We start from the raw sequence: 12,638 nt of genomic DNA on the forward strand, positions 1-12,638 counted from the left end.
TGGCTTGCGTTTAAATGGCGATTCGCCATAGAACGGGACATCTCCTCACTGGAAGCGCTGTCATGTCACTCGCCGATGAAAGCTGCCAAACCGACGCCGCCGCCCTCTCCACCGTGGAGGCGGAAATGCTGCTCACCGATGTGGACGATTGGCTCACCGCACAGAAAACACTGGAAAAGACTTTCCGCTTCAAGAACTTCCACGAGACCATGGCCTTCGTCAACGCGGTATCGTGGATCGCCCACCGGCAGGATCATCACCCCGACCTGGAAGTCAGCTACAGCCGCTGCAAGGTATCGTGGAGTACCCATTCGGCCGGTGGCCTGACACGCAACGATTTCATCTGCGCAGCACGCGTGGATGCCCTGCAAAGCTGACCACCCGAGCTGAATGAAGCCATCCGATCCCGTCATTGCCACCATCGTCGCCAGCCACGGCCGCGCCTACATCATCGAACAGGCCGACGGTAGTCGGCTGACCGCCAGCGCGCGCGGCAAGAAAACCGACTACGCCTGTGGCGACCGGGTCCGGATCAAGGTCCTGAATGCCGAGCAGGCAGTGATCGAGGGGGTGGAGCCGCGCAGCACCCTGCTCTACCGCTCGGATCAATGGCGCGAGAAACTGATCGCCGCCAATGTCACGCAACTGGTGATCGTCGCCGCGCCGGTGCCCAGCTTCTCCGAAGAACTGATCGGCCGTTGCCTGATCGCCGCCGAGGCCGGCGGCATCGAGCCGCTGATCGTACTCAACAAGTGCGACCTGCTCGAAGCCGACGCCGCGCGGCGGAAGATGGCGTTCTGGCGCGGCCTGGGCTACCGCGTGCTGGAGTTGTCCGCCCAGGAACATATCGCGCCGCTGCTGCCCTACCTCGCCGGCCAGATCAGCGTGCTGGTGGGGCAATCGGGCATGGGCAAATCCACCATCACCAACGCACTGCTGCCCGACGCCCGCGCCCGGGTGAAGGAAATCTCCGTCGCGCTCGATTCCGGCAAGCACACCACCACCCACGCCACGCTGTACCACCTGGATGCCCAGTCGCACCTGATCGATTCGCCGGGCCTGCAATCGTTCGGCCTGGCGCATGTCGCCGCCGAAGACCTGCCCGGCCTGATGCCGGACCTGCGCGAACACCTGGGCGGCTGTCGCTTCCATAACTGCCGCCACCGCGCCGAACCTGGCTGCGCCCTGCGCGCCGCCGCCGAAACCGGCGCCATCCGCGCCGACCGCATGGCGTTGCTGTACCGGTTGCAGGATGAACTGGCGGCGGCTGCGGCGTATTAGGCGCCTCATTGCTCACTGTGGTTCAAGATTTAGGGTCCCCCAATCGCTCCGAAATATGTGCCCTCAGCGGGCAGATGAACGCAGCGATAGCTGCCGGCGCTGCATCGGCAGCCGGTTCATCGCCGCTCGATTCATTGCCATGCACCAAACCTCGGCGCGTTTGTATCCCTGGAAAATCCGTTTGCTCATCCTCCCCACCCATCGACCCATATCGGGAGCCCGGCGCTTCAATTTAATTCCTCCAAATATATTCCGGGCCTAGCCGCGAATTGCGACTCACGATATAGTTGCGAACGTTTTTGAATGGATCACCATTCATGAACGTCTGCATGTGATTTTTCATGCACATATCAATACAAGATGCTGTCAATGCGAGCCCGGGATCAGTGGGCCCGTTTTTTGGTAGCCATTTCAATACAAAATTGTTTGTCAGGGGGATTATCTTGAAAAAATTATTGGCATTGATCGCCACACTGAGTCTATTGGGCTGTGGTGGTGGTGGCGACGACGGGAGTGGCAGTGATGGGGGCTTCTCCGTCTCGACCAGCACCCGTTCGCTCAGTTTTTCCTACTACGCCGGCGAGGAAACATCCCCTCAGCTGATCGTGGTCACCGGCAACGGCACGCCCAGCAGTGATGTATATGTCGGTGGCGGCTGGGATGGCGACGGTCTGCGCACCGTCGAATACGACTTGGCGGGCAATGCCGCCTCGTTCTACGTCAAGCCCGAGGCCAACCTCGAACCCGGCACTCACAGCGGTACCATCGTCCTGCTGGCATGCAAGGACGCAAACTGTACATCCCACCACAACGGCTCGCCGATCAAGGTTCCGTATAGCATTGAAGTGCTCCCGGGGATTCAGACTTTGCCCGCGAGCCTGGAATTGGTCGGCGTGCTAGGCGATACGCTCCACGGGGAATTCGATATTACCCTTCCCGCCGGGGCATACTTGGTTGGCGCTTGGGCTTATGGATACTTGCGCAATCTTCAGCAAAGCGGAAATCATTTTTCGGTAGATATTTACACAGGAAACAACGTTACATACGTGCAACTCCCAGGGGTATATGAAGATACCATCGAGATATCAGCCCGCACCATCGATGGTAAATTGCTCTCCAAGCTTTACAAAGTAAAATATGAGCTTACGCGCGCGCCCTTACAAGATAATTTCCCTATTGCCGACCCTGTCGCATCCAATGTGCAAAGTAGCGGCACACAGGTAGAAATCCCGCGCCGTACTGTTATCAAAAAGTGGATTGCGGCCGGAAGCAATTCGCAATAAAGCCCAAGCGGACTCCAACCGATAGTATTGTTTTTCCTGCTTAAAGAGCCGCCCATCATGGCGGTTCTTTTTTTATTTGCCACACCTATTACCGTGCCACAAAAATTCACCCCGCAATATGCGCCACCAGCGGCAGGTGGTCGGAGGCGACGCGGGCCAGGCGGCTGCGGTGGGCCCACACCTTGACCAGCCGCTGACGCGGGTGAATCCAGATGCGGTCCAGCGAGAAGATGGGCTTGAGCGAAGGAAAGGTGCGTGGCGCCGGGGTTTTTTCGAAGCGCGTGGTCAGCCAGCGCAGCGGGCGGCCCCACATGAACCATTCGTTCAGGTCGCCCAGCAGCAGCACCGGCATGGCGTCGGTATCGAAGGTTTCCAGCAGTTTCTTTACCTGATCGCGCCGCTCGGCCGGGCGCAGTCCCAGATGCGTGGCCACCACGCGCAGCGGCTGGCCGTGGCAGTCGATATCGGCATCGAGCGCGCCGCGCGGTTCGCTACGGCCGAAACGCAGGTCGAGATAACGCACGGCGGTGACCGGGTAGCGGCTGAGCACCGCGTTGCCATAGCGGCGCCCCGGTTTGTCGATGGTCGGCCCCGCCACCGCCACGTAGCCCGTGGTGTGCGCCAGTGCCGTCAGTACATCCGGGCGACGGGTGTCGCCCAGCGGTACTTCCTGCAGGGCCACCACGTCGGCGCCGATTTCGTTCAGCACGTCAGCGATGCGCTGTGGTGCGAAGCGGCCGTCGCCGCCGATGGCGCTGTGGATGTTGTAGGTGGCGACGGTAAGCGGCCACGGTGAGGGGCGCCCCATCATGCCTCCCCGGCACTGAAGCGCTCGGCGGCGCGGCGGCGCAGTACCCGGCTGGCGGCGTAGGCGATGCCGACCAGCATCGCCGCGATGATCCCCAGCACCACGAATGCCCCCGCACTGGGATTGCGGATCGCTTCGGTGAAATGGTGCAGGAATACCAGCATCACCACCGATCCCGGTGTCATGCCCAGCAGCGTGCCCAGCATGAAGTCGCGCAGGCGGATGTGCGATGCGCCGCAGACGATGTTCACCAGCGCATAGGGGCCCAGCGGAATCTGCCGCAGCAGCGCCACGCTGACGATGCCGCGCTTGGCCAGGGTGCGGCTCAGCCGCGACAGCTTGCCGCCTGCGATGCGCCGCACCATGTCGCGCCCCAGCCAGTGGCCAATGCCATAAGTGACGGCCGAGGTGAAGGCAGTGCCGGTCACCGCATAGGCCAGGCCGGCCCACGGTCCGAACACCAGCCCGGTCGCCGCCACCTGTACCGAGTGCGGAATCACCAGCAGGGCCGCCACCAGATAGGCCAGCAATACCAGCAGTGGGGTGAACGGTAGTTGTTGCAGTTGTTGCCCCACCACCGACAGCGCCTCCGGGTGCATGTATTCGGACAGCGGGGTGAAGCGCCATACCGCCGCCAGCGCGCACAGCAGCACCGCCACCGTGCCGAATGCGATCAGGCGTCCGCGCATCGGCGCCTGCGTTTCGCGCGGCACGAACTGCGACAGCAACTGTTCGGGCGGCACGATCTTTTCCGGGTCCAGGATGTTCAGCGCCGGTACCAGGGCATCGGCTTCCGGCGACGCCACCGGGTTCAGGTCGGCCAATGTGCGGCCATCGTGCCGCAACGCGGCGATGGCGGGAAGCAGCCGTCCTTCGCGCGCGACGGCTGCGCCCACCTGCTGCGGCGCCACATCCAGATGCTCGCCCAGCAAGCGGTCGCGCACGGCGGCGATCGCGGCCCGGATGCGCGCATCGCCACGTGCCTCGATAGCGACATTGCATTCGGTATCGAGCACCATCGAGCGGTTGTTCAGGTTGGCCGAGCCGATGGACAGGAACTCATCGTCGATCACCATCACCTTGCTGTGGACATTGACGCATTCGGGCTCCAGCGCCGGGATATGCGGACACAGCATGCGGTAGCGGTCGTGGCGGTCCTCCTGCTTCAGCCGCGCATGCAAGCGGGCGCGCTGCACGCCCATGGTCATCTCTTCCAGCCAGCCGCTCTCGGCCCGGCGTGACACCACCACGACGTCCGGCCCCTGCGGCTCTTGCAGGCGGGTCGACAGGCCCTCGGCAACCAGGCCAGAGGTGAAGTACTGGTTCTCCAGGTAGATGTTGTCGCGCGCGGCGGCGATGGCATCGCCATACAGCGCGCGAATCTCCTGCACGCCGGGGCGCTCGTCGAATTCCGGCTCGGTGCGGGCGATGGCAAGGTCGATGTCGGTGAAGTCGGGCGTGACATACGCCGGCCAGCGATCCCCCGCCACCAGTTGCTCCAACGGCTTGCGCGGATAGCAGCCCGCTGCGCGATACCAGCGCTCGCGCACCAGATCGCCCGCCGCGCTGGCGGCCGGGCCGTCGAACATGATCTGCACATCGTGGAAGGGCGGATAGCACTTGCCCTCGCCCGCCTGGCGACGCGCGTCGTTGCAGGCATGAGCCGGCGTGTCCCAGCGGTCGTGAGTCAGATCCAGCCCGCCGATAAAGGCCAGCTTGTCGTCGATGACGACCACTTTCTGATGGTGCGAGCCCCCCAGCGGCAACTGGCCATCCATACGGAAATGCAGCCGGCGATGGGTGCGCCAGCCCAGCTTGTAGCTGGACAGCCATTCGCGATCCAGCGCGAACAGCACGGTGTAGTCCCAGGTCAGCACGTAGCACTGCAAGCCTTTGCGCCGTGCCACCACCTCGTGCAGGAACTCGCCCAGCGCTTCGGGCAGCCCGTCGTTCGCGCCTTCGGGCACCAGCCTGAGCCGGCTGTCGATATCCCAGCCAACGATCAGGATGCTGCGCTTCGCGCCCGCGATGGCGGCCCGCACCGCGCGGAAATACGCCTCGCCATCCACCAGCACCGCCGCGCGGTCCGCGTGTTCGAGACGCCAGCAATTGCGCCCGGGTTGCAGCAGCCCTTTACCCGGGCCTTGCCCGACCGGGTCGTTCCGTTCCGTTTCCACCATGCGCTCCCCAGTGTCCTCTTGGTTCGCAGGGTATTTGTCCCTACAACCTGATTTCTTTGTCGGGGCGGGATGAGGTGAGGACAACGGGAAAAAACACGGAACCGCCAGCCTGCGGATGTGCCGGGCGCCAGGGTGGAGGAGGAATCGATGCGACTGCTAGCCGTGCGCCATCCGGCGACGCCGGCTGTGCAGTTGCCAGATCACGTGCAGGCGCCAGAACAGCTTCACGGCGAAATAGCCGCCGACGGCGAGCAGCGCGGTCAGCAACGGCAGGCCCACCAGCAGCGGCACGCCCAGCGACAAGGTCCAGTCGCACATGGCGCGCCCCCATTCCAGGAAGCCGTGATCGGACCAGGAAGGCATCGGCGGCATGCGATCGGTACCGCGACGGCCGGTGACGAAGCCCCCGATCTGGACCGCCACCCAATACAGCGGGCCGATCGTCAGCGGGTTGGTGTAGAACGTGGTGAGCACCGCAACCGGCAGGTTGACGCGGAACCCCAGCGCCAGCAACGCCGCGGTGATGACCTGCAACGGGCCGGGGATCATGCCGCCGATGGCGCCGGCGGCAACGCCGCCCGCCACCGAATGGCGATTCAGGTGCCACAGATTGGGATGCATGAAACGATGCGCGTACCGGCGCAGGAAAGCATTCTGGTTCAGCTTGTCCTGATTGGGCAGCACATTGCGGAGGAACTTGCGTGGCATGTGGAGAATCTGGATGTAGGGGACGCCCCCGGCTTTAAGAGACTGGCCGAAACGGGCAAAATTCCATCAGTTTTTTTCAATATCCGCGCAACGGTCTGCCCGAGCGCGGCGCACTAGCGAGAAATACATGGTTGCAGTCACCCGCCCGCTCGCCCAATCCATCGCGGAAGCGGCCGATCCGGTTCACTGGCTGGCGCAGCTCGCCCCCCGCTACAGGCCTGAGGATGTCGAACGCCTGCGTAGCGCCACCGATTGGGTGCGCGAATGCTACGGGGATGCGCGGCTGGAGGAAAGTACCGGCCCATTGTTCCGGCACGCGGTGGCGGCGGCGTCCATCGTTGCCGACCTCAACCTCGATGCCGACGCGGTGATCGCCGCACTGGCCTACGCGCTGCCCGAGTTCCGCCCCGGTAGCGTGGACATGCTGCGCGAGCGCTACGGCGACGACGTGGCACGGCTGGTCGAAGGCGTGGACCGAGTGAAGAAGCTGGATACGCTGGCCCACGCCACGCATGGCAAGCCTCAGGAGGCCGCCGCGCAGATCGAGGCCGTGCGCAAGATGCTGCTGGCCATGGTCGAGGACATGCGCGTGGTGCTGATCGTGCTGGCCTGGCGCACCCAGACCATGCACGAACTGGTCGATGCCCCCGACGACATCCGTCGCCGCCGCGCGCGCGAAACGCTGGACCTGTTCGCCCCGCTGGCCAACCGCCTGGGCGTGTGGCAGATCAAGTGGGAGCTGGAGGACCTGGGCTTCCGCTACCTGGAGCCGGACACCTATCGCAAGATCGCCAAGCTGCTGGACGAGCGCCGCGTGGATCGCGAGCGCTTCATCGGCGAGGTGCTGGGCGCGCTGCGCCGCGAGATGGCCCACGCCGGCATCCACGCCGATCTTACCGGCCGCCCCAAGCACATCTACAGCATCTGGAAAAAGATGCAGAAGAAGAAGCTCGATTTCTCCGAGCTGTACGACATCCGCGCGGTGCGTGTGCTGGTGGACGACCTGAAGGATTGCTACACCGTGCTGGGCATCGTCCACAATCTGTGGCAACCGATTCCCGGCGAATTCGACGATTACATTGCCCATCCCAAGGGCAACTTCTACCGCAGCCTGCATACCGCCGTGATCGGGCCGCAGGACAAGGCGCTGGAAGTGCAGATCCGCACTTTCGAGATGCACGAGCACGCCGAGTATGGCGTGGCGGCGCACTGGCGCTACAAGGAAGGCGGCCACGGCGACAGCAAGTACGAAGAAAAGATCGCGTGGCTGCGCCAGTTGCTCGACTGGCGCGAGGACATGGCACAGGAAACGCAACTGGCCGACGCCTTCAAGGCCGAGCTGTTCGACGACAGCATCTACGTGCTGACACCCGCCGGACGCGTGATCCCGTTGCCCAAGGGAGCCACCCCGGTCGATTTCGCCTATCACCTGCACACCGACCTGGGCCACCGCTGCCGGGGCGCCAAGGTGGACGGCGCCATCGTGCCGCTGTCCACCCCGCTGGAAACGGGCCAGCGCGTTGAAATCCTGGCGGCCAAGGAAGGCGGCCCGTCGCTGGACTGGCTGCACCAGGGCTACGTGAAAAGTCATCGTGCGGCGCAGAAGATCCGCTATTGGATCCGCCAGCAGAACCTGGACGTCGCCATCGAATCGGGCCGCGCCATCTACGACCGCGAAGCCGCGCGCATGGCGCGACGCGATGTGAACCAGGACGCCGTGGCACAGCGCATGGGCTTCAAGAGCATCGACGACCTGCTGGCCGCGCTGGGCCAGGGCGAAGTCACCTTGCGCGCGCTGGACGAAGCGCTCACCTTCGACGACAAGCCGGTGGTGGAAACGCCGGTCAGCGCCGACGACGTGATCAAGGCCGCCCGTGCCGACCAGAAAGGCGAAGGTATCCTGATCGAAGGCGTGGACAAACTGATGACGCTGCTGGCCAAGTGCTGCAAACCGGTGCCCCCGGACCGGGTGGTCGGCTTCGTCACCAAGGGACGCGGCATTTCCATCCACCGCAGCGACTGCGCCACGCTCAAGCGGCTGGCCGTCGCCAGCCCGGAACGCGTGATCCACGCCGACTGGGGCCGCCAGACCAGCAACGTATTTGCCACCGACCTGATGGTCGAGGCCCACGACCGCCCCGGCCTGCTGCGCGACCTGAGCGACGTGATGGGCCGCGAAAAAATCAACGTCACCGCCGTGAACACGCTGTCCAAAGACAGCCGCGCCCGGATGCGCTTCACCGTCGAAATCCGCAACGCCGACGAACTGAGCCGCATCGTTGCCAAACTGAACGAAGTGAGCGGCGTGCTGCGGGTGGATCGGATGTGAGCGGGTTGGCGAAGCCCCAAATCTTGAACCATTGAGGACAGGGAACACACGGAGCTACACAGGGGAAAACCGGAAGGTCAGGCCTTCCTCACTGATCGTCTGTGCGCTCACCGTCCCCTGTGGTTCACGGTGTGGGGTTCAAGCCTTGGGGTTTCGCCTCGCCCGCATCACCCCCAGCAATCCCAGGCCGATCAAGGCGTAGGTGGCCGGTTCCGGGACCGGGCTGACACTGGTGACGTTGAGCCGCACGGCGGGCATCACGTAGTTGGCGGTGCCCTTGCCTTCGGTGCCGTCGATCTGTGCGAAGTGATCCTGCGCAAACGGCTGGTTCTGGTTGTCGTAGAAGAAGTTGGTATACGGCCGGCCGAAGTACGAGAACTGCGCGTGGTAGGTGTAGCCCGCGCGCAGGCAGGTGTCCGGCAGCGCCAGGTCCAGCCATGACAGGCTATCGGCGCCGGTGGTGGAGACGCTGCCCTGCCACAGTATTTCGTCCTGGTAGATCAGCCCGTTGTCGGTATGCACGCGCGACAGCTCCAGCCCCAGCACGCCGGGCCGCAGTTGCTGGAACACACCGATGGTATCGATGGTCAGGTTGGCCGTGGGGCTGAACAGCACACCCCTGCCCTGGGCCCAACTGTCGTTGCTGTTGTGGGTGGTGAGAACCACCGCGCCAGGTGGCACGAACGCCACGACTTGCGCGTGGGCACCTTGCGCCAACAGCACGCTCAGGACAAGACCGAACAGGGGGGCAGTTTTCATGTGAAGGCTCGCATCGGTTGGGATCGGTGGGCGAAACGCGGCGATCACCACGCCGCGCTGCCGGATCAATCTAAGCAATGACGATGACCGCGCCGCGATCACACGATGGGCGTCGCTGTCCACACGCCACGCGGCATGCAGGGCGGGGCACATTGGATGCCTGGATCAAACCCCGCCCGATAGCTCCACTCACCGCACCGCCGAGCGCGCCATGCGGATGTAGGTGTGTCGCCGCCCCCGGATGGCAATCGACAGTGCCATGATGTTTTCCGGCACGGCGATGCCGGTGAAACCGCAATCGCCGATATGCAGCATGTCGGCGCCCGCGCGTTTGGCCGATAGCCCGATCTCGCGCACGGTGGCTTCGTCCGCGCCTTCCTGGCTGGTACCGATGGCCGCGAGGACCAGTGCGCCTTCCTGCTTCACCCGCTGCACGGTGCGCGCCAGATCGCCCTCGCGCACGCCGGGCACGGTGCCCGGCGCGGGCAACAGCACCACATCGGCGCCGGCCTGGGCAAATCGCACCGCCGCATCGCCGGGCGCGCCGTCGCGGGTGCCGGACGAGTGCATCTTGCCGGCGATCACCAGCCCGCCAAAGTGTGTGCGCGCGTCGCCGATGGCGTGCTCGATCTGCGCATTGGTCACACCGGTCTTGGGGTTGCCGGTGAGGCAGACGAAATCGCAGCCCAGCGCCTTGGCCTGCGCCAGCGCGCGCGGCGTGGCGGTACGACCCTCGGCGATCGCCTCCAGTTGTTCCAGCGCATCCGATTGTGCCGCCACCGGCTCCAGGTTCACCCCCACTGGCAGGCCGGTCAGGTGTTTGAGCACCGGGATCAAACCCGTGACACCACGACCATCCCGCACCACGCCGGCAGGGTCCAGCCCGCTCACCGCCGGTGCAAATACGTCCAGCATGTTCAGCAGCAGCAGGTCGGCGCCGAATGCCTTGACGATCTCGCCATTGGTCACGTCCGGATACAGCGGCGGCGCGGTGACGATGGTCTCCGCCACCAGCGTGCGCCCCTCCGCGGCCAGGATCGCCTGCTTGAGCGAATCCCGGTCCAGCGTGCGGAAATCGGAGGCGCAACAGTCGAGGATGCGTTTCATGAAAACTCCTTGGAAAACGGGTTGAGCGCGTTACTTTTCCGCGCCTGGTCGAACCCAGGATGGGATGAAAACCTACAGGTATTGCCCTCCAACCGGATGCGACCATTCTTATTGCACTGCAACAAACCGCTGGTTATACCTGTGTACGTTTCCTAGCAAAACCAGACACATAGAGGATAGCCATGCAATCCCTCAGAGCGAAACTGACCGCCTTCGTGGCGGTTCTGCTGGTAGCGTTGACGGTCATTTTGACAACGACGATGTACATCAGCATGCGCGCCCAGATCAACGATGGGCTGAATCACGAAATCCAGGGCACGGCCCAGGGTTACGAGTCGATGCTGCAAACGTGGGTAAAGGACAAAGGCCAGATCGTCACCGCGCTGGCCCAGTCGCTACGCACGGCACAGGACCCCGTTCCCACGCTGCAACTGGCCGCGAACTCCGCCAAGTTCGACAGTGCCTACTTCGGCACGCCGGACAAGCGAATGATCGAAAGCCGCGATCTGGGCCTGCCGGGTGACTACGATCCGACCAGCCGTCCGTGGTATCGGCAAGCCGCAACGGAAGACCGCACCATCCTCACGCCACCCTATATCGATGCCTCCAGCAAGCGGCTGATCTTTTCGTTCGCTGCGCCGGTCAAGGCGGCAGATGGCACGCTCAAGGGCGTAACGGCCGCGGATATCTTCCTCGACGACGTGGTGAAGGACGTGCTCGCCATCAAGCTGGCCGGCGATGGTCACGCCTTCCTGATGGGTGACGACGGCACCGTGCTGGCGCATGCCAAAGAAGGTTACATCCTGAAAAACGCCAGTGCCCTGTCACCCACGCTGACTCCCGAGCGGCTGGCCGCCCTGGCCAGGACGCCAGCCCTGACGGAAATCCAGATCGACGGCGTCACCAAGTATTTCTATCTGAAAACCGTGCCCGGCAGCGGACTACGCCTGGGGCTGGTGATCGACCGCAACCAGGTACAGGCGCCGCTCACGCGATTGCTGGCCCTGATGATCGGCATCACCATCGGTGTCTTGCTGGTGGCGATCCCGCTGGCGGGCTTCGTGGTCAACCACATGCTGCGTGGCCTGGCCCGGCTGAGCGTCGCACTCAATGAAATCGCCCAGGGCGGCGGCGACCTGACGCGCAAGCTGGGCATCGAAGGCAACGACGAGGTTGCCGGCGCCGCCGGGGCGTTCAATCGCTTCGCCGAGCAGTTGCGCGGCATGTTCAGCGATATCCAGAATGAATCGAGTCGTCTGACTTCCGGCGTGACGGATATCAACGAAGTGGTGCAACTGTTGTCCGGCGATTCACAAAGGTTGTCTACGCTGGCGTCGGAAATCATCGAGCAGATCACCGCCAGCACCAGCCACATCGCCGAGAGCGTGCGCGACACCAATGCGCTGGTGGGCGACACCGACAAACTGTCGGACGAATCGGCCAAAACGATGCGCGAAGTGGCAGAGGAAGTGAGCACATCCGCGCGCAAGGTGGAAAACCTGGCCGCGTTACTCGACAGCCTGTCGCGCCGCTCACAGGACATCAGCGGCATCATCCTGGTGATCCGCGAAATCGCCGACCAGACCAACATGCTGGCGCTGAACGCCGCCATCGAGGCCGCGCGCGCCGGCGAATCGGGGCGCGGCTTCGCCGTGGTGGCCGACGAGGTGCGCAAACTGGCCGAACGCACCAGCAACGCCACGCTGGAGATCACCACGCTGATCGAAGGCGTGCGCGCTGAAAGCGAAGCCGCTGTGAGCAATATGCAAGAGACGCACCAGGCGGTGCAGAGCGGCGTGCGGCTTTCGCATCACGCGGCCGACAAGATCGCTCACATCCGCGGCAACATGGAGCACGTGCTGCATCGCATCGGCGAGATTGCCAGTGCCACGCGCGAGCAGCAGGATGCCACGCTGGTGATGCGGCAAAGCGCCGAAAGCATTGCCAACCAGATGCACGAATCGACCGCCGCCTTGCAAAAAGCCACCAACGCGGCCGACGAACTGGGCAAGCTGGCTACCTTCCTGCGCGACATGTTCAGCAAGTTCCACCTGTAGCCCTACCCCATTCCACACCGCGACACCGGCCCCGAGGGGCCGGTTTTCTTTTGCGCCGACAAGCATGCAACGCCTGCCGGAAGTGAAAACCAATAACTATCAACTATCGCCCCATGCCCCGAGATA

The 12,638-nt window shown here is 63.8% G+C and carries 10 protein-coding genes; 5 read left to right on the top strand and 5 right to left on the bottom strand.

What is annotated here, in order from left to right; genetic code table 11:
- The first annotated feature begins 62 nt into the window (after window positions 1–62).
- From FAZ21_RS08940 to FAZ21_RS08950, 3 genes are all read left to right on the top strand, one after another.
- Complete coding sequence (locus FAZ21_RS08940; protein ID WP_136773084.1) at window positions 63–377, top strand: 4a-hydroxytetrahydrobiopterin dehydratase; 315 nt, start codon at window positions 63–65, stop codon at window positions 375–377.
- A gap of 13 nt (window positions 378–390) precedes the next feature.
- Complete coding sequence (gene rsgA, locus FAZ21_RS08945; protein WP_136773086.1) at window positions 391–1,281, top strand: ribosome small subunit-dependent GTPase A; 891 nt, start codon at window positions 391–393, stop codon at window positions 1,279–1,281.
- A gap of 443 nt (window positions 1,282–1,724) precedes the next feature.
- Window positions 1,725–2,564 carry a hypothetical protein gene (locus tag FAZ21_RS08950; protein WP_136773088.1) on the top strand — a complete coding sequence of 280 codons (840 nt, stop codon included), beginning with the start codon at window positions 1,725–1,727 and terminating at the stop codon, window positions 2,562–2,564.
- Window positions 2,565–2,670: 106 nt separating this feature from the next.
- Here the strand turns inward: FAZ21_RS08950 and FAZ21_RS08955 are convergent, their stop codons facing one another.
- The 3 genes from FAZ21_RS08955 to FAZ21_RS08965 all read right to left on the bottom strand — a co-directional run bounded on the left by FAZ21_RS08955 (window position 2,671) and on the right by FAZ21_RS08965 (window position 6,260).
- Window positions 2,671–3,372 (bottom strand): endonuclease/exonuclease/phosphatase family protein, encoded by a 702-nt coding sequence (locus tag FAZ21_RS08955; RefSeq protein WP_136773090.1) that lies wholly within the window; start codon window positions 3,370–3,372, stop codon window positions 2,671–2,673.
- Entirely contained in the window at window positions 3,372–5,552 is a 2,181-nt protein-coding gene (locus FAZ21_RS08960) for a VTT domain-containing protein (protein WP_136773092.1), read from the bottom strand. The genes FAZ21_RS08955 and FAZ21_RS08960 overlap by 1 nt, the downstream gene beginning before the upstream one ends.
- A 156-nt stretch (window positions 5,553–5,708) precedes the next feature.
- A complete protein-coding gene (locus FAZ21_RS08965; RefSeq protein ID WP_136773094.1) occupies window positions 5,709–6,260 on the bottom strand; it encodes a DUF2062 domain-containing protein in 552 nt (183 codons plus the stop codon).
- 127 nt (window positions 6,261–6,387) lie between these two features.
- On the opposite strand from FAZ21_RS08965, the gene FAZ21_RS08970 reads away from it, so the two are divergent.
- Window positions 6,388–8,589 (top strand): RelA/SpoT family protein, encoded by a 2,202-nt coding sequence (locus FAZ21_RS08970; RefSeq protein ID WP_136773096.1) that lies wholly within the window; start codon window positions 6,388–6,390, stop codon window positions 8,587–8,589.
- A gap of 138 nt (window positions 8,590–8,727) precedes the next feature.
- On the opposite strand, the gene FAZ21_RS08975 is transcribed toward FAZ21_RS08970, so the two are convergent.
- Window positions 8,728–9,348 carry a PEP-CTERM sorting domain-containing protein gene (locus FAZ21_RS08975; RefSeq protein ID WP_136773097.1) on the bottom strand — a complete coding sequence of 207 codons (621 nt, stop codon included), beginning with the start codon at window positions 9,346–9,348 and terminating at the stop codon, window positions 8,728–8,730.
- Window positions 9,349–9,537: 189 nt separating this feature from the next.
- The gene (locus FAZ21_RS08980; RefSeq protein WP_136773099.1) at window positions 9,538–10,455 is read right to left on the bottom strand and encodes a DUF7916 family protein; all 918 of its coding nucleotides are present in this window, start codon (window positions 10,453–10,455) and stop codon (window positions 9,538–9,540) included.
- Between the two features lie 182 nt (window positions 10,456–10,637).
- Here FAZ21_RS08980 and FAZ21_RS08985 point away from each other — a divergent pair, with 182 nt between their 5' ends.
- Window positions 10,638–12,512 (top strand): methyl-accepting chemotaxis protein, encoded by a 1,875-nt coding sequence (locus FAZ21_RS08985; protein ID WP_136773101.1) that lies wholly within the window; start codon window positions 10,638–10,640, stop codon window positions 12,510–12,512.
- Window positions 12,513–12,638 lie beyond the last annotated feature (126 nt).

This window comes from Chitiniphilus eburneus (assembly GCF_005048205.1).
GTDB classification, from domain to species: domain Bacteria; phylum Pseudomonadota; class Gammaproteobacteria; order Burkholderiales; family Chitinibacteraceae; genus Chitiniphilus; species Chitiniphilus eburneus.